A 20,961-nucleotide genomic window follows, 5' to 3' on the forward strand; every position below is an offset into this window, starting at 1 on the left:
AAGTCCTTAAAAGGACAAAATCTCTTTTTCCTTCTCTTCGCTGATCCGGTCCACTCTTTCAATAAAATCATTGGTAATCTTCTGGATCTCTTCCTGGCCTTTAAAAAATCCATCTTCGGAAATGGTCTTGTCTTTTTTAAGTTCTTTGAAGGATTCGTTGGATTCCCGGCGTATATTTCTTAAGGCTACCCTGGATTCCTCGGCTATTTTTTTGATTACCTTCACCAGATCGCGGCGTCTTTCTTCGGTCAACTGGGGGATATTGATGCGAATAATTTTTCCATCGTTGATAGGGTTGAGTCCCAGTTCGGATTTAAGAATAGCTTTTTCAATATCGCCGATGGCTTTGATATCCCAAGGTTGAATCGTAATCAACCGGCTTTCCGGAACGGCTATGGAGGCCACCTGGTTTAAAGGGACCTGGCTCCCGTAATATTGGACCCGAAGCCCGTCCAACAGGGAAACCGACGCCCTCCCGGTGCGAATACGGCTCAAGTCTTTTTTTAAGGCCTCAATGGCCTTCTCCATTTTTTCACTGGTCTCTTTGTATACCTTCTCCGCCATGGTTTACCCCTTTATCAAGGTCCCAATCCGGGATCCCAGGATGATCTTTTTTAAGTTCCCTTTTATCAGGCCATTAAAGACGACGATAGGGATATTGTTTTCCCTGGCTAAAGAAACGGCTGTAGCATCCATAACCTGAAGGTGACTCTGCAAGAATTGGGAATAACTTATTTCAGAATAAATTTTGGCCTCTGGGTTCAATTTAGGATCCTGATCATAGACCCCATCCACCTGGGTAGCTTTCAAGATGACTTCCGCACCCAGTTCGGAGGCCCTTAAGGCCGCCGCGGTGTCGGTGGTAAAAAAGGGATTACCGGTCCCGGCCGCCAGTAACAGGACCGTCCCCTTTTCCAGCAGAACCTTAGCCGATTGGGGAATATAGGCTTCGGTCAACCCCTGAACCGGCAGGGCCGACAAGACCTGGGCCTGTATTTTTTCATTTTTCAAAGACTCTTTAATGGCCACGGCATTAAACAGGGTGGCCAACATCCCCAGATAGTCCGCCTGAATCCGGTCCATACCGCGGGCACTGGCGGCCACCCCGCGGAAGATATTTCCTCCACCGACGACGATCCCGATTTGGGCGCCCAGGGTAACGACCTCTTTAATTTCCTTGGCGGTCTTGGCCAACACCTTGACATCGATACCAAAACCTTTGTCGCCGGCCAGGGCCTCACCGCTCAGTTTCAATAGAATTTTTTTATATTTGGTTTTGCTTAAGGCCATATTCGGTATTCCCCCAAAAAACCTTTTTGACAGGATTTACCGGATTACCGGTTTAATTTGCCTTTCCGGAAGAAAAGTCAATTGGTGAGCTCGTAAAATTCCGTCATTCCGATTCCGTACCCGTAGGGTACTACACCCCCGAGGGCGCAGGCGGGAATCCAGACCATTAGTAACTATCTAGACCCGTTTCCACGGGAATGACGAAAATGAGCGCTTACGAACTTTTTACAAGTCCGTCAATCCTGTCAGGTGTACCTTTACTCTTCCCCTAACTGATATCGGGCAAAACGCCGTATGGTGATACTTTCCCCGATTTGAGAGACCTTTTCATTCAACAGGTCGGTGATGGAAACGTCCGGATTTTTAACATAAGGCTGCTCCATCAAGCAGGCCTCTTTAAAATATTTTTCCACTTTACCTTCCACGATCTTCTCAATGACCTTTTCCGGCTTTCCGGTCTCCTTGGCCTGGGCCCGGTAGATCTCCTTCTCCTTTTCCAGGAGTTCGGCCGGCATATCTTCCCGGCGAACACAAACCGGATTAGCAGCGGCTATATGCATGGCCAGGTTATGGACCAGTTCTCCAAACTGATCGGTTCGACCGACAAAATCGGTTTCACAATTGACCTCCACCATGACCCCGATCTTCCCTCCACCATGGATATAGGAACCAACCTGTCCTTGAGAAGTAGTCCGGCCGGCCCTTTTTTGAGCAGTGGCCAGGCCTTTTTTACGCAAATATTCAACTGCTTTTTCCATATCGCCCTCGGCCGCTTTTAAGGCCTCTTTGCAATCCATCATTCCGGCCATAGTCTTTTCACGAAGGGCCTTGACTAATTCTGATGTTATATTCAACTTTCCGCTCCTCCCTGGGCTGGTATTTCTTCCAATTTTCGGATGATTATCACTTCCGGACCGGCCGGACCTTGAGGACTTTCGCCCTTTTTCATTCCCGGCGCCCCGGTTTCAGCGGGGGACTCCTCAACAAAGACCTCTTTGTCTATCTCGGCCTGTTGCGCCTCTTCCCTTTTGGTCTTACCTTCCAAACAGGCATCGGCTATTTTTGAAGTGATCAATCGAATAGCCCGAATGGCGTCATCATTACCAGGGATGATATAATCGATTTCATCGGGATCACAATTGGTATCGACAACCGAAACCAGCGGGATCCCCAATTTCTTGGCCTCCAGGATGGCGATCCTTTCCTTTCGGGGATCTATAACAAAAATGGCTTTGGGGAGGCTCTCCAGTTCTTTGATTCCGCCCAGGTTACGGAGCAGCTTAACATACTCCCGATCCATATTGATGATTTCTTTCTTGGGAAATCGCTGAATCGTTCCATCGGCCTTGATCCTTTCGAGGTATTTCAGGCGTTCTATTCCCAGGCGAATGGTTACAAAATTGGTCAATGTCCCCCCCAACCAGCGGTGGTTGACAAAAAACATTCCGCAACGCTCGGTTTCTTCTTTTATGGATTCCTGGGCTTGTTTCTTGGTCCCCACAAAGAGAACCGACCCTCCCTGGGCTACGGTATCCACCACAAAATCATAAGCGGTTTTAAAAAGATTAACGGTTTTCTGCAGATCAATAATGTAAATCCCATTTCTGGCCCCATAAATATAAGGCTTCATTTTGGGATTCCATCGTTTGGTCTGGTGACCGAAATGGACCCCGGCCTCCAACAACTGTTTCATGGAAACATACGACATAATTATCCTCCCTTTGGGTTTTTCCGCCGCTTTTTCAATGAGTTGTCAGCATTTATTTAAGATGCACCCAAGAGACCGAAAAAGCGTGAGAATTTAGTAAATTTGATAATCATACTAAAAAATAACTTTTCAAGCAAGGAAAAACTATTCAAACTTCAATCATGGCGGGATTAATGGGTTAAGCCTAGACTGGATTCCCGTCCCCGATTAAGGCATTCGAGGACAGGCTCTTCGCGGGAATGACGTCTTTGGATAAGGTTGTCCTATTTGATATAGCTTTAAATCAAGTATCCAGTATCAAGTATCCAGCATCCCGACAGCTTCCCTTTCTAACGCCAGTAGTTTCTCCTTAAGCGGCAGTCCGCTGCCATAGCCCACCAGGTCCCCCCGGGAACCGATCACCCGATGACAAGGGACCACGATAGGAATCGGGTTATTATGATTGGCCTGGCCGACGGCCCGGCCGGCCTTGGGACGACCGATGGCCCGGGCTATTTCCCCATAACTGCGGGTTTCCCCATAAGGGATGGCTGTTAAGGCCTCCCAGACTTGCCGTTGAAAGGGAGTTCCTTCCAGGTCCAGGGGAATTTCGAAAACCATCTTCCTGCCGACCAGATATTGATCCAACTGATGATAGAGATCCTGAAAGGGGTCTGGGAGCTGGGTAAAAAAATGGGGCTGAAAATGGGACAGGATCTTTTGAAAAAAGGATTCAACCGGGTGGCCCGGCAAGGAAAGGGCGCATAGACCTTTCTCCGTAGCAGCTACATAGACGCGCCCCAGGAGGGGAAACGCCTTGCTGTCATAAAATACCGTCGTCCTGCCCATCTGATAACCTCCCTAATAAATTTGACCGCTTTGCTTAAGGAGCGTCCCCCGCCATGGCGGAGGCCTTGAGTGAAGAGGCAGTTGCCTTCAGCCTCAAACGCAGTGCTCCTCTAACGAAGTGATCCTCAAGCGAAGCGCTCCTTTAGCGATAGCGCTCCTCAAACGCAGTGGTCCTCAAGCGCAGCGGTCCTCAAGCGAAGCGCCCTTCAGCCATTCAGCCCCCTGGAAGCTGCCGGTTCTCTGAAACCAATCCTGGATCATCTTTAAAGTCTTTTGTTTTTCCAAGGCCCAAAGCGGGGCGGCCAACTGCTTGGGATGGGGGTCGCCCGTTAAACGCTGGATAATCCAATGGGGTGGGCAGTGTTCTAAAAACCGGCAGGCCCAATCTACATATTGATCCTGCTGAAGAGGATGATATCTCCCTTGTCGCCACCATTTTTCTAATAAGGTCCCCTGATTGATAAACAGTGAATGGATTTTCAATCCCTGTATATCCAGTTCGGCCAACCGGTCGGCCGTATAAAGGCATTCTTTCAATCCTTCTCCCGGCAGACCCAGGATGACGTGAGCGCAAATGTTGATATTCCGTTTCCGGGTTTCTTCCACGGCCAGAATGAAATCCTCAATCGTGTGACCCCGGTTGATCAATTGTAAAGTTTGGGGATGAAAAGATTGAAGGCCGTATTCGATCCAAACCAGATGGGAGGACTGAAAACCCGCTAAAAGATCGAGGATCTCAGGGCTGATGCAGTCCGGCCGGGTCCCCACCGACAAGCCGACCACGTCTTCCACGGATAAAGCCTCCCGATATAATGATTCTAAGATTTTCAACGGGCCGTAGGTGTTGGTGAAAGACTGAAAATAGGCGATAAATTTTTTGGCCCCATAACGGCTGCTTAAAAAACTTTTCCCCTGCCTGAGCTGCTGCTCAATTGAAGGCGTCTCTGAATAGACCCCTGTCCCGGAACCCTGGGCATTACAATACAGACATCCGCCGGTCCCTTTGGACCCGTCGCGGTTCGGGCAGGTCAAACCGGCGTCTAAGGAAATCTTCTGAACCCGACAGCCGAAGGTCTGGGTCAGATAGGCGGCATAACGGTTATAGGGTTGATTATTCATTTGAGAAATAGTAGCATAAGATTGGGGTTTGTGGTACACTTTAGCATGAAAAAAATTTGGAGTTTGGAGTTTGGAGAAAACCATTTTCATGCGTTGTGGTGTCCCGCCCCAAGCGGGACTTGAGGGTTTAATTCAAAAATAGCTCAAAGCTCAAGACTGAAAGGGCAATAACGTGGGAGTAATAAGTTGACCTATAGCCCATTGCCCATAGCCTATAGCCTGTCCATTAAAAAAAAAGATGGTCGTGAAAAACTCAGATCAAAGAAGGGAAACCCGATGAACCCGAATGATGCCCCTTCTCTTTTATTTGTACCTTCCACGGAAATAGAGACCCGGATTCGCTGTATCCAGGACCAGATGGTCCAGGAAGGGCTGGATGGGATCTTGATTTGTCAAAACGTGGACCTTTTTTACTACTCCGGCACCATGCAACCGGGTTTTCTCTACATTCCCAACGAGGAAGAACCGGTCTTCCTGGTCAAAAAGAACCTGGAACGGGCCATGGAAGAATCTGCTCTGAATAACATCGTCGCCCTATCCTCTCCCAAGGAAATCCCTTCTTCTTTGGCCGAAAGGGGCCTTCCGCTTCCTCAGGTACTGGGCCTGGAAATGGATGTCCTGCCGGCCAATGGATATTTTCAATTTAAGAATATTTTTAAAAAATCCCGTATCCTGGATGCCTCTATCCTGATTCGCAAATGCCGGATGATTAAATCCCCCTGGGAAATAGACAATATGCATCAGGCAGCCCAAATGATGGACAGGATGATCCGGGAAGTCCCCGGGATCTTAAGGCCGGGGATGTTGGAAATAGAGCTGGCCGGGTTGCTGGAGGCCTTCCTGCGTAAAGAAGGTCACCAGGGCTTTATAAGAAGCCGGGGATTTAACCAGGAGATCTTTTATGGTCACCTCCTTTCAGGTCCGGAAGGGGCCAAACCTTCTTATATCGATTCTCCTTCCGGGGGATTGGGCCTTGGTCCGGCCTTTGCTCAAGGGGCGGGGTTGAAGCCCATCCGGGAACGGCAACCCATCAGTATTGATTATGTGGGTTGTTATAACGGCTATCTGGTTGACCAAACCCGTATGCTTTCCATAGGCAAACCGCCGGCGCCGGTCGAAGAGGCCTTTCAGGCCGTTATCCGGATTCAGGAATCCATAAAATTAATGGCCCAGCCAGGGATGCCTTGCGATCAGGTCTATTATCGGGCTTTTGATGAAGCCAACCGTTTGGGATATAAGTCCGAATTCATGGGTGCGGGTCTTGACCAGTTGTCTTATATCGGACACGGCCTGGGGCTTGAATTGGATGAGCTCCCGATAGTTGGGAAAAAATTCGATTGGTTATTGGAAGCCGGAATGGTTATTGCCCTGGAACCCAAGATACTCCTGCCCGGATATGGGTTGGTGGGGATCGAAAACACCTTTTACATGACCGAGACAGGCCTCAAGCCCATCACTACCGCCCCGGACGAATTCCAGATACTATAAGGTCCACGGTGCAAGGTGCAAGGCTCAAGGCTCAAGGTAAAATCCTTAAACCCCTTTGCCCTATGCCCTGCGCCCTGCGCCTTAATTCATTATCGTCGGAGGTTCAATCATGGCTAAACAAATTGTTATTATCGGTGCCGTGGCTTTGGGGCCAAAGGTAGCCTGCCGGGCCCATCGGATGGATCCCACAGCCCGGGTGATACTCATAGAACAAAACCAGTATCTTTCTTACGGGGGCTGCGGCATCCCCTTTTTTATTTCAGGAGACATCAGCGACATCCAGGCCCTCATGTCCACCTCTTTTCACATGGTTCGTGATGAACAATTCTTCAGGGACGCCAAAGGGGTCGAGGTCCGCAGCCAAACCCGGGCCTTATCGATCAACCCTTTGCAGCAATCGGTCCGGATTCAAAATCGCCTGACTGGTATTGAAGAAGATATCCCCTACGATAACCTGGTCCTGGCTACAGGGGCCATTCCGAACAGGCCGGACATACCGGGAATAACCCTGCAAGGGGTTACAACCATCTCTAATCCCGCTGAAGCTTTAGTGGTTAAGGAATCCCTCAGTCGGGGGAAGGTCGGCCATTGCGTTATTATCGGGGCCGGCCCCATTGGACTGGAGATGGCCCAGGCCGTATCCGACCTCTGGGGAGTGGAAACTACTGTCCTGGAGATAAAGGATCAAATTCTTCCCGGTCTCCTGGACCTTGATTTGGCCCGGATGGTCTCGAAGGACCTTGAGGATCATGGGGTTAACCTTCTGCTGGGAGAAAAGGTGGTTCGCCTGGAGGGAGATGATCAAGGGGAGGTTAAAAAGGTGATTACCCAAAACCGGGAACTTCCGGCCGACCTGGTAATCCTGGCCGTGGGGGTCCGGCCCAATACGGCCCTGGCTCATCAGGCCGGCCTGCTCATTGGCCCTTCGGGGGGAATCGCCGTTAATGAATTCCTCCAGACTTCGGATCATCAGATTTATGCCGGCGGGGATTGTATCGAGGTCCCCCACCTGATAACCCGGCAGCCCTGCTTCTATCCCTCCGGCTCCCTGGCCAATCGGCAGGGGCGGGTCATCGGGACCAATATAGCCGGTGGGCGGGAAACCTTCCCCGGGGTTATCGGGAGTTTTGCCGTCAAAGTATTCGACTTCTCGGCCGGCAGGTGCGGTCTGACGACTGCAGCCGCCAGGCAGGCGGGATTTGATGCCGAAGAGGCCCTGGTCATCCAGGCCGACCGGGCCCATTTTTATCCGGGCCAGGAATTGATGGCCCTGAAGCTGGTTGCCGATCGGAAAAGCCGGAGGGTCCTGGGTTTGTCCGGGGTGGGGCGGAACGGGGACGCCCTGATGGCCCGTCTCAATGCCGTAGCCGGGGCCTTGCCTTATCAAATGACCATCGAAGACCTGGCCAACCTGGAGATACCCTATTCCCCGCCTTTTGCCGCTGCTATGGATATCCTGAATGCCGTAGCCAATACCCTTAAGAACACCCTGGAAGGGAAAAACCGCCCTTTACCGGTGGAAAATTTTCCGGATCTCCTGGCAGGACGACAAGAAAAGGATGTCCTGTTTCTGGATGTGCGGGGACCGCGAAATGCCCGGCCATATATTGAAAAGCTTGGCCCCCATTGGATTAATATCCCGCAGGAAACCCTCTCCCGGCGCCTTCATGAAATACCCAAGGCCGAAAATCTGGTGCTGATTTGCAACTCGGGGGTGCGCTCCTATGAAGCCCAGATCCTCCTGGACCAGGAAGGGATCAAAAACACCCGGAATCTGGCCGGAGGTCTGGCGGCCATCAAATGGGCCGGACTCAATCCCCTTGAAGAAGAGGAAGAAAAATAATGTCCGTCTCCAATTTAAAGCCTTCAAGAATTAAAACCTTGATCCAGGTGGCCCGGGGTGAAAAAAAAGCCACAACCGTCATAAAGGATTTTTCCCTGGTCAATGTTTATTCCCGGGAAATTCAAAAAGACCTGTCCCTCGCATTATTTCAGGACCGGATTGCTTATATCGGCCCGGAACCGCAAGAGTTGATTGGCCCTCAAACCCAGGTCATCAGCGGTCAGGGGGGCTATCTGTTGCCCGGATTCATAGACGGCCATACCCATCTGGACAATATCTTCACCTGCCGCTCCTTTGCCCCCTATGCCTTAATGACCGGCAATACCACAATCGTTACCGAAATGGCCATGGTCGGTAATGTTTTCGGAAGAAAAGGGGTCGATCTCTTTATGCAGGAAGCCGCAGGCCTCTCTTTAAAGATCTTTTTTACGGCCCCGTCCCTGACACCGCCCTTTCCTGAATTGGAAACCAGCCTGGGCATGACCCCCAGGGAATTTGCCGGGCTTCTGAACAAACCGGAGGTCCTGGGAATCGGAGAGGCCTATTGGCCGAGGGTCTTGGGCCTGGATTCCCGTACCTTGTCCGGTTATTCCCAGGCCCATCATTTGAACAAGACACGGGAAGGCCATGCCGCCGGGGCCAGGGGGAAAAATTTGGTGGCCTATGTTGCCGCCGGGGCCACCTCCTGCCATGAATCGACTGATGCCGAAGAGGCGGTTGAGCGGCTCCGGCTGGGCATGTCGGTCATGGTTCGTGAGGGCTTCGTGCGATCCGAACTTAAAGCGGTTGCCCCCATAGCCCGGATGGGCCTTGACCTGAGCCGGCTTATGCTGGTCTCCGACCTGTTCCATCCGGCCCAGCTCCTTAAAAAAAAGGGGATGAATGATTTACTGGCCCAGGCCGTTGCCTTTGGTTTCGATCCGGTAACCGCCGTTCAAACCGTAACCCGGAATGTGGCCGATTATTTCGGGCTGAAAGATCTGGGCGGAATTGCCCCGGGGAAGATAGCCGACCTGGTCCTGGTGGACAATTTAAAAGATTTTAACTGCCTGAAGGTCTGGACCGATGGGCAACTGGTCTGGGATCAGGGGAATTATTTAAAGGGTTCCCCTCCTTTTTCTTATCCTCCTGAGGCCTATGATTCCTTTTCAATCTCCAGGGTTGAGCCGGAAATTTTTCATATTCCTTCTTCCGAGGCTGAAGCCACGGTTCGAACAATCAAAGCCGTCAACCATACCATTACCAAAGAAGGAACGGTCCGGCTCAAGATGAATAAAGGGGCATTGCAAGCCGATCCCGATCAGGATGTTTTGAAAGCAGCCGTCTTTCAACGAAGAGATACGATTCCCCGCCCATCCCTGGGTTTTTGTCAGGGAATAGGACTGAAAAAAGGGGCCCTCGCTACCAGCCTGAATTGGGATACCAACAACATCCTGGTCATCGGGGTTACTGATCAGGAGATGGCCCTGGCGGTTAATCGTCTTCTGGAATTAAAAGGAGGCTTGGTGGTCTGCCGGGGCGAACGTATCCTGGCCGAAATGCCCATGCCCGTCATGGGTCTGATCTCCGAAGAGCCCCTGCCGGTATTGACCCGGCAGATAGAAGAAATAGATCAGGCCGTCCGATCCCTGGGCTCGACCCTGGAAAACCCCTTTCTCCTCTTGCAGACCTTTTGTTTTACCGGTTTGCCCTTTATTCGTTTGACGGACAAGGGCCTGGCGGATATACGGAAGAAGAAGTTGGTGGAAATGTTTTTGGAAGATGCTTAATGCTGGATGCTGGAAGTAAATTGAATGCACCACTCATTTATTCAACATCTTTTATTACTAAAGCGACATTCTTTACGTCATTCCCGAATGTCATTATCGGGAATCCAGGTTTTTCCAGAAAATGAGAAAACCAAAGTCCCTGGATTCCGCTCCCCGATTAAGCCATTCGGGGACAAGCTTAAAGCATGCCGGAATGACGGTTAAGGGGCGCATTAGCAAAAAAATACGCTGTAGTACTAAAGAATACTTCATGATTCGATGTTCGAAATTCGATATTCGCTTTTTCGTGTTAACTTATTCCCCCTGCAATATCTTCAGCTCCTCCTCCCCCACCACTTCCAGAAGCACCTCGCCCAAGACCTTGGCTGTTTTCCCGACAAATCGGGTACATTCATCCCGCCGTCCGTCTATTCTGCGGGCTTTAACATCCTCCGGATCATACCAGTCGCATCGGGAAATAGTCCGGCAACTGGTATCCCCATAAGTTTCCTCGGCTATTTTTTTTAACCGGTCATAAAGCATTTTTATGGTCGGGGTCAACCGGGCATCTTCCATTTCATCCTTGTTTGCAGCGGCAAAGAGACAACCGATGACCTGCACGGCCCCGGCCAGGGCCCCACAAAAATCACCCCGGTAACAGCCTCCGGTCAACCCGGCCATGGCCCGCATCGCCACATCCCTTTCTTCTTCTCCAATCATATCCAGGCCCACGGCCAGGACGGCCTGGGCTCAATATAATTCATTGGCAAACAAAACCATGGCCTTTTCAGACATGCTTTCAGGGGTCACCATAAATAATCTCCTAATAATTCGATGTTCGATATTCGTATTAAGCCTTCATGACCCATTGGGTCACCACGAAGCATGAAAAAGGATTCAAGGGGTCCAGGGGCCAAGGGTTCAAGTGAAAGGCTTGGAATTAAAGCCCTTGAACCCTCGAATCCTGGAATCTTGGAATCCTATTTTCGAACTAAATATACTGATTAACCAGTTCTTCCAAAAAAGGTTCAATGCCTTCGGGATGGGTGGTTAGCACTTCCTCAATGGCCTTTTCGATCTTCCGTTTCAAAACCAGGTCTTTCATGTCCCGGACCGACCGGTAGGCCCCGCCGCGGCGCCCGAAACGATAGATCAAACGTTCTTCTGCCGAAAGATGCAAATAGGCATCCAATCCTGCCAGCATCCTCCCTTTGTCCTGCGGAAGGGTGCCCGAAATATCTTCCAGCAGGTTCATAATGTGATCGGATGTGATGGTGCTGGTTATCCCCTCCAAATGGTCGATCATCAGTCTGATCTCCTCAACCATTTCATCATCGGTCAAGGGTTGAAAGGTTCCTTCAGCTACTAATTGATAAAGGGGGATTCTTTCGGGAACCCTTAAGGAACGTATCCGGATATAATCGGGATTAATGGCATTCAAGACCCTGGCCGTTTCCAGAGCATGTTCCTCACTGAGGGCCTTCCCTCCCAGACCGGGCATCCAGTATTCAGAAAGAGAAATACCCGCTTCTTTGCATTTTTTTCCGGCCTCGATCTGTTCAGCCGCTGTAACCCCTTTTTTCATCCATTGCAAAATAGCATCCGAGCCGCTTTCCAACCCGATATGGATGCGGTCCAGACCGGCCTTTCTTATCCCGGTCAACTCTTCGACCGTTTTCCGGCTGACGGTCCTGGCCCGGGCATAAGAAGTGATCCTGGAGATCTGGGGGATCTCCTTCCGTAAAAAGGTCAGGACCTCGATCAATTCTTCGGCCGGCAGGACCAGATTATTGGCGTCCTGGAGAAAAACCGTAAATTCCTGGTAATACATCCAGGCCGCCACATTTCGATAGGCATGGGAATAATTCGGTTGATGAAACACCTGGGTGATAACGCTGTCATCAACCTTTCCGTTGCCACCCAACCGGAAGGAAAGGGCCTTTAACTCCTCCATGATTCTGGTGATGGTTCGGATATCTTCCTTGATTTCTTCAACACTACGCCGGGAAAACCGGGTCCCCTTGTAAACCGGACAAAAAAGGCATTGATTCCAGGAACAATTCCTTGTTATCCGTATCAATAAACTCCGGGCCTCGCTCGGTGGTCGGATGGGGCCCTGCTCAAAATCCAATTTCTCCATCAAATTACTCCAGATACAAATTTAACCCTCAGGGCTACTATGTGCCAGAAGCAATGGGTAAACGATATTAAGGTCTTCTCTTCACCCATAGCCTATTGCCTATTGCCCATAGCCAATTTAAGATTATTTATCCTTGCAGCTTGCTCTTGAAACTTGAAACTTTTTAAATCGCTATCGTATATTAACCATTCCAAAGTCTTTTGACAATCCCCCTTTTTCGAATTACAATTTCATGGAAATGACTTTTACCGGACCCTGACCCCCGACCCCTGACCCCGTTTTTCATACTTGCAACTTGTATCTTGAAACAGGCAACCTTTTTCATTTAAGTTTTTCAAACTTCCTGCCGATAAGAGAATACGGTCGGAGAAACATCTCAAGCGCTCAAGATGCATATCATTGCCACCCATAAAAACACTGACTTTGATGGCTTTGCCTGTCTTCTGGCCGCCGCCATCCTTTATCCTGAGGCGACGCCGCTTCTTCCGAAAACATTAAACGCCAACGTCCGGTCTTTTTATAGTCTCCATAAAGACATTTTCCCTTTTATCGAAGAAATCGACCTGGATCCTTCCCTGGTCACCCGGCTCATCGTTGTTGATGCCAACTCCTGGTCCAGGATCGAGCTGCCGGCCCCTATCCCGGCCAATCCTGACCTTGAGATCCATATCTGGGACCACCACAGCAATTCCGGTAATATTCGTGGAACTGAACGCTGGGTACGGTCTATCGGCGCGGCAACGACCCTACTGGTAAGAAAGATCGAAAAGGAAGGTAAAAAGATTTCTCCCATAGAATCCACCCTCTTTTTAGCCGGAATTTATGAAGATACTGGAAATCTGACTTTCCCCAGCACTACTCCCAGGGATGTCCGGACTGCCGCCTTTCTTCTCGAACAGGGGGCCGACCTCAATGTGGTCAGAAAATTCATTCGGCCGGTTTACGGCTTGAAGCAAAAAGAAATCCTCGTCGAGATGCTTAAAAATGAAAAAAGAGTCAAAGTGAACGGCTTTCAGGTGAGCTTTATAAAAGTCGCCATTGAAGGGCATACCCCTGGACTTTCACCGGTTGTGGACCGCTATCATGAATTCGCCGACACCGATGCCACCTTTGCCTTCTTCGCCGAGCCTCAAAAAAATCAGTGTATGATCATTGGCCGAAGCAATGCCGACACCTTGAATGTCGGGCTTTTATTAAAAGAATTGGGGGGCGGCGGTCATCCAAATGCCGGTTCGGCCTTACTGAAATCAGCCGACACCGATGGTCTGGAAGAACGCATTGCCGACCTTATTGTCAAAAGGGAAAATCCGTCAATCCAACTCAGCGACCTCATGTCCTTCCCAGTCATTACCGTTGACCAGGATACCCTGATGCATGAGGTCGCCCTTCTTTTGAGGGAAAAGGGCTGTACCGCCTTTCCGGTCAGTGACGGGGAAACCCTGACGGGGATCATTTCGAGACGGGATTTTAAAAGGGCCAAAAAAACCAGCGATCTGAATTCTCCGGTAAAGGCCTTTATGTCCAGGAGGATCATTCACATCGGCACTGAAACCAGCGTCACCGAGGCCACCCGCTTAATGGTCAAACATAATATCGGCCGGCTGCCTGTTTTGAAAGAGGGCAAGCTGATCGGCATTATCACCCGTTCCGATATCATGCGATATTACTACGACATGCTGCCGGAATGAGGGAGGGTCTGTAATACGGTTCAAGGTTCGGAGTTCGGAGTTCGGAGAAATCAGTTAATGTGAATATTACCACAGCATGTTTTTTTGCTGATGCGCCCCCTTAACCGTCATTCCGGCATGCTTTAAGCCGGAATCCAGGGACTTTGGTTTTCTCATTTTCTGGAAAAACCTGGATTCCCGATAAAGACATTCGGGAATGACGGAAAAAGTGTCGCTGTAGTAATATCGAATTTCGAATTATGCATGAGGGTTTAACACGAAAAAACGAATGGGGAAGGTCTGTTCAACCTTTATTGAACGGTGAGTATGGTAGTCCCTCTGACCGTGGTTCCGGGAACAACAGCGGCAAGTTCAATATCGGTTTGGGTACTGACAGAGGGGGCTGTATAGGTGGCGATCAAGGCTCCTCCGAAAGTACTTCCGCTTAAGGTAGTGTCTGTCCCGTTGAAAGTTCCTCCTCTGGAAGAAGTCAGGATAATGGTGGCCTCGGTCCGTCTTCCTTGAGAATCGGTGACGATGACGGTCAGGCTCGTTGTTGCACCGGAGGCGATCGGGTTATTTCCCACAGTCACGGTGACCATGGCCGCTGTGCCGCTGGAACTTCCCGATCCGGTTGTCGTTCCACTGCTAACGCTGTCTTTTTTGTTGACATCCGAAACATTGCAGCCCCATAAGGCCAACAATGCCAACAGCGACAAAAAAAAGAAAAGGATTCTATGAGAGGTAAAACCTATTCCCAACTGGTGATATCCTTGTCCTCGCCTTCCCCGCCCGGTTTATTGTCGCGGCCCAGGGAATAGAGATCATATTCCCCGTTGGTTCCAGGGCTTTGATAAAAATAAGGCTTTCCCCAGGGATCCAGGGGGACATTTTTTTTAAGGTAAGGGCCATCCCATTTTTCAACACCGGGATTGGTCATCAAAGCATTTAACCCCTCTTGCGTTGTGGGATAGATGCCGGCATCCAACCTATACTGGTCCAGGGCCTGACCCAACAATTCAATTTGGGCCTTACCCGCCGATTGTTTCCCTTTGCCTAATTTAGGGAAAAGCCGGGGGGCAACCAGAGCGGCCAATAAGCCGATGATAACCATCACCACCAGCAGCTCGATTAAGGTGAAACCCCGATGACCTGATATGGTTTTTCTGCTCTTGATACCCATCTTTGTCCTACTGAGTTCGGCTCCCCGAAATTTTCAGCATTAAAAATTTTAAAGAATATTAAGGCGATAGTCAACTAAAATTTTGTTATTTCTTTTCTTCCCCAAAACGATCTGTAAATATTTTGCTGTCGGCGTTTTTCAGGACCTGTTGTACAAACTCTTTGATTTTTTCTCTTTTTATTTCTTCGACAGCCATGGCCATAACCTTATCCTTCAGCTTCTCGAAGGGCTGGATTTCTTCCTTCTTTCTATCATCCATTTTGATAATGTGATAGCCGAAAGGGGTTTCAACGATATTACTGACTTCTCCCGGATTCAAGGCAAAGGCTGCCTCATCAAAGGGTTTAACCATCCTCCCTTTTTCAAAAAATCCCAGATCCCCTCCCTTGGCCTTTGAAACAGGGTCATCGGAAAGCTCTCCGGCCAGTTTGGCAAAATCCTCCCCGGATTTAATCTTCTTAAGCGCCTCCCCGGCCCGCTCTCTGGCCTTTTTCCTGTCGTCCCCGGAGGCCGATTGATCCACCTTGATCAGGATATGCCGGATCTTGACCTGTTCAGGGGTTTTGAAACGGGCCAGATTCTTATCATAATAACTTTTGGCCTGAGCTTCGGTGACATGAACTTTATTGATGACTTCTTCTTTGATCAATTCATTAGCCAGGACACTATCAATGGTCAAAGCAAGGGTCTCTTGTATCTCCTTTCGTTTATCCAGCCCCTTCTTCCTGGCTGCCTCTCCCAGGGCGATGGTTTGGACCATATTCTGTAGCAAACCGATTTCCATTTGCTTATCTTTAGGCGGCATCCCCCCCCTTTTTTTAAGCAACGCTTCAAATTCGGTCTTGGTGATCACCCTGTTGCCCACTTTAGCCACAACATCCTTTTCTTCGGCCTGGACCGTGGTCATCCCGAAAAACAGCAACCCGATTAAAATAATGCCACTTTTAGTAATAGTCCTCTTGCCCATATTCTCTTATCCCTCCTGCAATTGAGCCATAATGACTTCTCTGAAATTATTAAGCGCTTAATGCCAATACATGGACATAGAAAGTCTGCATTGGCTTCTATTTTACACAAGCCCCCGGGTATAGGAATAGTGTATGGACCTTATATTGCTTTTTGAAAGACGGTATTTTTAAGGTAGGATTGGTCAGGCCTTCCGTTTTTTCTGAACTTTTTCAGAACCAGCTCCGTTGCTTAAATTCTTTACTCAACCCAATTAGTAAGGGTTACTTGGGTAGGCCTATAATAAACCTTGGCATTATTATTAAGTCTGATAGTTGAGGCATCCCCGCTGGCACCCCCGGATAAGGTTCCCCAGACTTCTGCATTATTATCCAATCTAATATCATATCCGGGGGCATAAATTGCCCCTTTAAGTATGGCATTGTTATCTATTAGAGCCACTAATGAACTCGGAACAGTTCCTTGGACAATAATTAATAAATCGCGAGGGTTTCCTGAATTATTGAAAGTAGCTCCGTTATCTATGGTTAAGGATTGGGTATAGATGGTTACCGGCCCGGAAAGGGAAACCACTGCGCTATTATCAAAAGTCATGGAAGAACAATAATAAACCCCTGGTGTTATGGTCCCGGTAGAATGATGAGGATAAGAGCAGCCTATGGAAGGTGCAGGGGGTGTTGGAGAGGGCACCGGAATGATCGGCATATTGGCGGCAGAAACATTCGTGTTAGTACAAGCACAGGATGAGCTATAGCATAACGGATTCGAAGGATTGGTCGGATCACAGTCTACATAGGCATTATTCCCCATGCTTATCCCCCCCCGGCTTCTGACGGCCAGATCCTTTTGGAAAGTAGCCGTAACCTGCCTCTGGGCATTCACGGGAGATCCGGGAACTACCCCGGTAACTACAGCGTCCAGATTATTGACAGCCTGATTGGTAAAAACCACCGAAAAACTCCCATCCCCCAGAGAAATGGATCCCGAAGGAGGTGTGATTGTACTCCAATTGGGACTGCCCTGGTCTCGCAGATATTTTCCTACATATTCAACCCCTCCTTCGGCAATAAAAAAGGCCCGGGTAGATAACAGATAATCTTTGGTTGTGGTGGTGCCGGAGGTGAAAAGATAAGAAGCAGTAACTCCTAAGAACCCTAAGAGCGTCATAATGATGATTGCCGCAATCAGGATAAAACCGGCCTCTTTTTTCTGATCCTTTGGTTTTTTGATTATTCCGGTCATTGGGCGTTTCGAAGAAAAACCGAGGTACGAAAGGTTTTGTTGGCGACAAATCCGCCCCCGGCATAGTTAAGGGTAAACTGGAATTGAACGACCCAAACATTGGCTGGTCCGGTCGCCGGTGTGACCAAATCCTTTTGGAGGTAGGTAAAGGTTAAAGGAGAAACAACGGAAACATTTGTGGTTAAGAGATTTGCGTGGGTAAGAAATGTTAAATAAGGTGAATCACGAAACAATTGAGTTCCAGTTTGATAGTAACTAAAACGATTTGAAAAAGATGCCCAATAGGAGAAATTAGTAGACGCCATGGTAGCAATATTGTTCGGGGAAGATATCCCCCGTATATCCCTGGCCATGCGCTCCATAGCCAGTTTTCCCTGGGCATCCATGTCGGTCACCCCGGCACTGGCAAAAAAGGAATTAAACCCTTGGATCAAAATCGGCCCAACGATAATCGAGATAATTCCCACAATAATGATGGTCATTATTATTTCGATCAAAGTAAAGCCTTTGTTGGAACGTAAGGGATTCATCAAAAATTGGCCACTAAAGTCGTCGCACTGGCTACGGTACGACTGTTATGGGTTACAGAAACCGTAACCTGGGTATAATTAACATCTCCCCCCCAGCCTGGTGCAATCGTTGTCGTTCTGACATAACCATTGATGGTTATTGGTAGATAATTAGCGGAAACAATATATGCAAACCCACGGGCGGGATTACTACGGTCTGCTTTGACCCTTTCCAATCCCTCCTGGACCAGTTGGGTCCCGGTAGTAATTTCTATGGACAAAGGGGCATTTCTCGGGGCCAGTCCGGTAAAAAAAACCTGCAAAACACCGGTCACGGCAATGGAAAGAATAACCAGGGATATAATCGTTTCAATCAGGGTAAACCCTTTGTCGTTGATTGCCTTAAAATAATTTTTTCTAACTAAACTTTTTATGGACATGTTGTCAGGGCATAGCCGGTATTTTCCGTAATGGTAATGGTGCATCCCGTGGTAGGTCCCCCACCGCATCCCCCTCCGGCGCATCCCCCACCTCCCCCGCATCCGCCGGGTGGGCATAGCCGGACCGTCTCGTCTCCATTATAAGGATTCGTAGAAGTACCTTCGGATGGTCTCCCCTGGCTGTCGAAAGAAAGGCAACCATTGGTTAAAGAGGTATTAAAGCTGATACCGGCAGCCAGTTGCGGATTGGTGGTTCCGGTGGTTGGGTTGGGTACCGTAGTCCCTCCACCTCCGGACCCACAGGCGCCGGTGGTGATCCGGTAGGTGTTGTTCGCGGTACTGAAAAAAATCCAGACCCTTTGGCGGCTGGACATGGCCAGGGATTGGACGTAACGGATATCCTGTGCGACCTGTCCGGATTGGGCCGCAATCTTCGCCCCTAACCCCGGCTCTTTGACACTCATAGATACCGTTATAATCCCGAGAAGGAGGATGACGATAATCAATTCGATAAAGGTAAAGCCTTTACAACTCGAAAATCGGAAAGAAAAATTAAGATTGAACCCCATGAGATTCATAAAAAACCTGATGTTGATTGGTTTAAACCCGATAAGGAATTTCGACAAAAGGATGTTTCTCCGGATTAAAATCCTTGGTATTCCTGGTACATAAACGGACTTTGTGCTGAATGGCCAAGGCGGCCTGAAAGGCATCCGGAAGTTTCCAGCCATGTTTTCGTTTCAGGTCGGCCGCCTTTTCGGCGATAGAACCATCAATAGTCAGCAGTTCATACTGATCCAGAAATATCTTTCCCTTTTCCCGATACGAACCCTCCAAACCAACAAGAATTTCAGCCAGGCTGATCACCGAAATCGCTGTAGCCCGAGGATCCAACCCTGCAATAAACTGCGTTGCCGGTTCAATAGCATTGAGATGATCGATCAGGATGACCGAATCCAAAAGCCTTTCCAGCATTATCGGGTTTCCCATTCGGCTCGTATTCTTTTCTGATAAGCAAGTCCATCCCCCTGATTCCAAATACCGCGTGTTTCCTGAACTAACTGCTTGTATGAATCCTTTCCATCAGCAGCCTTAAGGCAGGCTAATCCCTGCCTGATGGCCTCGCCCATAGACATCCCATGGGTCTTGCTGAAGGCTTTTAACCAGCGTTTTTCTTTTTCCGGTATCGTTACAATCGTTCTCGTTGTGGCCATGGCAGTTGACTTGACTCCTTTTGAATAGCGGTTGTCCGGGAAAAAACCAAGCCTTAATGGTCTCGTAAAAACTCGTCATTCCCGCGAAGGCGGGAATCCAGGCTATATGTAACTAATTAAAAACACTGGATTCCCGTTTTCACGGGAATGACGTAAATCGGCGCTTTTGGACTTTTCACGAACGCATCAAGCCTAATATGATATCATATAATATATATCATCTGTTCGGGTTGTCAAACAAAATTTTCTTCCAAATCTCTCCTTGACACCTTATTCTAATTCAGGCAAATATAGAACAAAAAGCCATGAGTCAAGGAAAACCCATCGGTTATATTATAAAGTTGAACCAAAAGCAGAACACCCCCTTCTTGTTTCTTCTGATTTTCTTCCTTCTGGCCTTATCGGGTTGTACCAAACCTCAATGGATCATGAAGCCCTTTCCGGAAAAAGTTCCCGATGAACCCCTGGCCAGGGAACCGGTGATGCAGATAGAAGTCAATGGACAAAAAATTTCTCCTTTGGTCCCCACCCTTTTCCTCCTGCCGGAAGAAGCCATTCAGGTCCGTACCCGATGGGTTTCAGCCTCGGTCTTGTCCTGCCCGGAGTCCCCTTTCCATTTGGAAAATATTTCTCTGTCAACCCCGGCCTATCAACCAGTCGGGTATGATGATCCCAGGGGGTCCGGGGGCCAGGCCCGCCGGTGTCTGAAGACCGAATCCTGGTCGTTGGTGCTGAATGGCCGCAGCCTGCCCCGCCAGGGGGATAACCTCTTTTCAGGAAAGGCCCCTAAAGAACCGGGCCTTTATACCCTGGGGTTGGAATGCCGGCAACGAGGATACCGGCCGGCGGCTTCTTCAGATTCCAGGGTAGGAGAATGGGAAGAACAAACCAGGCAAAATTTATTAGTTATTGTCCTGTATCCATTTTCGAGAATAGACGATGGATTTATCGATCAATTCCCAATGGGATTTTATCCGAACCCGGAAGAGGCTCCGATCCGGTCCATTCCGAAAACGGCCCTTCCCCATTACCTTCCACCTAAAGGATTTATAGAAGTGACTCCCGAAAACCAAGGGGTACTGGTTTCCAAAACCTTACGGCTTCAAGATTTCTCTTGTCATTATAAAACGCCCTTTCCTCACTATATGGCCCTCTCCTCGGCCTTGCTGTTGAAATTGGAATTATTGACCTTAAAACTCCAACAACTTGGCTTTCCGGAGGCCCGACTGACCATCCTCAGCGGGTTTCGAACCCCCTGGTACAATCAAACGGTTTCCGGGGCCTTGTGGAGTCGCCATATTTACGGCGATGCAGCCGATATCACCCTTATGGGTCCGCTCCAAGAAGGTTTTATGATGGACTTGAATCGAGACGGTCGCATTGACCGGGAAGACCTGCTGGTCCTGGTCAGGATTATTGAAGAAATCGAGGCAGAGACCGGATTAGTGGGCGGTCTGGGGATATATGACCTATCTCAAAACGGAAAATATTGCCCTTTTATCCATGTGGATACCCGAGGCTTTAAGGCCCGCTGGTAGCCTTAAAATCCCTTAAATTTGCGTTTTAGTGATAAGGG

22 protein-coding genes are annotated in these 20,961 nt (G+C 49.1%); 5 read left to right on the forward strand and 17 right to left on the reverse strand.

Translation table 11 applies throughout. The features are described 5' to 3' along the window. Positions 1 to 6 precede the first annotated feature (6 nt). From frr to HY879_14090, 6 genes are all read right to left on the reverse strand, one after another. Entirely contained in the window at positions 7 to 564 is a 558-nt protein-coding gene (frr, locus tag HY879_14065; GenBank protein ID MBI5604468.1) for a ribosome recycling factor, read from the reverse strand. A 3-nt stretch (positions 565 to 567) separates the two neighbouring features. Continuing rightward, complete coding sequence (locus HY879_14070; protein ID MBI5604469.1) at positions 568 to 1,290, reverse strand: UMP kinase; 723 nt, start codon at positions 1,288 to 1,290, stop codon at positions 568 to 570. A 257-nt stretch (positions 1,291 to 1,547) separates the two neighbouring features. After that, positions 1,548 to 2,144, reverse strand: a complete 597-nt coding sequence (gene tsf / locus HY879_14075; GenBank protein MBI5604470.1) for a translation elongation factor Ts — start codon at positions 2,142 to 2,144, stop codon at positions 1,548 to 1,550. After that, a complete protein-coding gene (gene rpsB, locus HY879_14080; GenBank protein ID MBI5604471.1) occupies positions 2,141 to 2,998 on the reverse strand; it encodes a 30S ribosomal protein S2 in 858 nt (285 codons plus the stop codon). Before rpsB ends, tsf begins: the two co-directional genes overlap by 4 nt. Before the next feature lie 297 nt (positions 2,999 to 3,295). Continuing rightward, positions 3,296 to 3,826: a methylated-DNA--[protein]-cysteine S-methyltransferase gene (locus HY879_14085; GenBank protein ID MBI5604472.1), complete on the reverse strand. Its 531-nt coding sequence runs from the start codon at positions 3,824 to 3,826 to the stop codon at positions 3,296 to 3,298. Between the two features lie 174 nt (positions 3,827 to 4,000). Further along, on the reverse strand, positions 4,001 to 4,945 hold the full coding sequence (locus HY879_14090; GenBank protein ID MBI5604473.1) for a TIGR01212 family radical SAM protein: 945 nt from the start codon (positions 4,943 to 4,945) through the stop codon (positions 4,001 to 4,003). 186 nt (positions 4,946 to 5,131) lie between these two features. On the opposite strand from HY879_14090, the gene HY879_14095 reads away from it, so the two are divergent. The 3 genes from HY879_14095 (at position 5,132) to HY879_14105 (ending at position 10,045) form a co-directional block, all read left to right on the forward strand. Beyond that, the gene (locus tag HY879_14095; GenBank protein ID MBI5604474.1) at positions 5,132 to 6,433 is read left to right on the forward strand and encodes an aminopeptidase P family protein; all 1,302 of its coding nucleotides are present in this window, start codon (positions 5,132 to 5,134) and stop codon (positions 6,431 to 6,433) included. A gap of 109 nt (positions 6,434 to 6,542) precedes the next feature. Beyond that, positions 6,543 to 8,276, forward strand: coding sequence for an FAD-dependent oxidoreductase (locus HY879_14100; GenBank protein MBI5604475.1), 1,734 nt, complete (start codon positions 6,543 to 6,545; stop codon positions 8,274 to 8,276). Continuing rightward, positions 8,276 to 10,045 (forward strand): adenine deaminase, encoded by a 1,770-nt coding sequence (locus tag HY879_14105; GenBank protein ID MBI5604476.1) that lies wholly within the window; start codon positions 8,276 to 8,278, stop codon positions 10,043 to 10,045. The genes HY879_14100 and HY879_14105 overlap by 1 nt, the downstream gene beginning before the upstream one ends. 294 nt (positions 10,046 to 10,339) lie before the next feature. Here HY879_14105 and HY879_14110 read toward each other — a convergent pair whose 3' ends face one another. Both HY879_14110 and HY879_14115 read right to left on the reverse strand, forming a co-directional pair. Beyond that, a complete protein-coding gene (locus tag HY879_14110) occupies positions 10,340 to 10,744 on the reverse strand; it encodes a C_GCAxxG_C_C family protein (protein ID MBI5604477.1) in 405 nt (134 codons plus the stop codon). Between the two features lie 271 nt (positions 10,745 to 11,015). Further along, positions 11,016 to 12,164 carry a radical SAM protein gene (locus HY879_14115; GenBank protein ID MBI5604478.1) on the reverse strand — a complete coding sequence of 383 codons (1,149 nt, stop codon included), beginning with the start codon at positions 12,162 to 12,164 and terminating at the stop codon, positions 11,016 to 11,018. A 389-nt stretch (positions 12,165 to 12,553) separates the two neighbouring features. On the opposite strand from HY879_14115, the gene HY879_14120 reads away from it, so the two are divergent. Beyond that, positions 12,554 to 13,852, forward strand: a complete 1,299-nt coding sequence (locus tag HY879_14120) for a CBS domain-containing protein (protein ID MBI5604479.1) — start codon at positions 12,554 to 12,556, stop codon at positions 13,850 to 13,852. Between the two features lie 290 nt (positions 13,853 to 14,142). Here HY879_14120 and HY879_14125 read toward each other — a convergent pair whose 3' ends face one another. The 9 genes from HY879_14125 to HY879_14165 form a co-directional block, all read right to left on the reverse strand. Further along, positions 14,143 to 14,592 carry a hypothetical protein gene (locus HY879_14125; GenBank protein ID MBI5604480.1) on the reverse strand — a complete coding sequence of 150 codons (450 nt, stop codon included), beginning with the start codon at positions 14,590 to 14,592 and terminating at the stop codon, positions 14,143 to 14,145. Beyond that, positions 14,583 to 15,014: a type II secretion system major pseudopilin GspG gene (gspG, locus tag HY879_14130; protein ID MBI5604481.1), complete on the reverse strand. Its 432-nt coding sequence runs from the start codon at positions 15,012 to 15,014 to the stop codon at positions 14,583 to 14,585. Before gspG ends, HY879_14125 begins: the two co-directional genes overlap by 10 nt. 85 nt (positions 15,015 to 15,099) lie before the next feature. After that, positions 15,100 to 15,981: a peptidylprolyl isomerase gene (locus HY879_14135; protein MBI5604482.1), complete on the reverse strand. Its 882-nt coding sequence runs from the start codon at positions 15,979 to 15,981 to the stop codon at positions 15,100 to 15,102. 239 nt (positions 15,982 to 16,220) lie between these two features. Next, positions 16,221 to 17,222: a hypothetical protein gene (locus tag HY879_14140; protein ID MBI5604483.1), complete on the reverse strand. Its 1,002-nt coding sequence runs from the start codon at positions 17,220 to 17,222 to the stop codon at positions 16,221 to 16,223. Further along, positions 17,219 to 17,704: a hypothetical protein gene (locus HY879_14145; protein MBI5604484.1), complete on the reverse strand. Its 486-nt coding sequence runs from the start codon at positions 17,702 to 17,704 to the stop codon at positions 17,219 to 17,221. Before HY879_14145 ends, HY879_14140 begins: the two co-directional genes overlap by 4 nt. 47 nt (positions 17,705 to 17,751) lie before the next feature. Then, entirely contained in the window at positions 17,752 to 18,171 is a 420-nt protein-coding gene (locus HY879_14150; protein MBI5604485.1) for a prepilin-type N-terminal cleavage/methylation domain-containing protein, read from the reverse strand. Continuing rightward, positions 18,162 to 18,797, reverse strand: a complete 636-nt coding sequence (locus tag HY879_14155; protein MBI5604486.1) for a prepilin-type N-terminal cleavage/methylation domain-containing protein — start codon at positions 18,795 to 18,797, stop codon at positions 18,162 to 18,164. Before HY879_14155 ends, HY879_14150 begins: the two co-directional genes overlap by 10 nt. Continuing rightward, entirely contained in the window at positions 18,772 to 19,161 is a 390-nt protein-coding gene (locus HY879_14160; GenBank protein MBI5604487.1) for a PIN domain-containing protein, read from the reverse strand. Before HY879_14160 ends, HY879_14155 begins: the two co-directional genes overlap by 26 nt. Next, positions 19,146 to 19,385 (reverse strand): CopG family transcriptional regulator, encoded by a 240-nt coding sequence (locus tag HY879_14165; GenBank protein ID MBI5604488.1) that lies wholly within the window; start codon positions 19,383 to 19,385, stop codon positions 19,146 to 19,148. The genes HY879_14160 and HY879_14165 overlap by 16 nt, the downstream gene beginning before the upstream one ends. A gap of 305 nt (positions 19,386 to 19,690) precedes the next feature. On the opposite strand from HY879_14165, the gene HY879_14170 reads away from it, so the two are divergent. After that, positions 19,691 to 20,923 carry a hypothetical protein gene (locus tag HY879_14170; GenBank protein ID MBI5604489.1) on the forward strand — a complete coding sequence of 411 codons (1,233 nt, stop codon included), beginning with the start codon at positions 19,691 to 19,693 and terminating at the stop codon, positions 20,921 to 20,923. Positions 20,924 to 20,961 lie beyond the last annotated feature (38 nt).

This window comes from Deltaproteobacteria bacterium (assembly GCA_016219225.1).
GTDB lineage: Bacteria > Desulfobacterota > RBG-13-43-22 > RBG-13-43-22 > RBG-13-43-22 > RBG-13-43-22.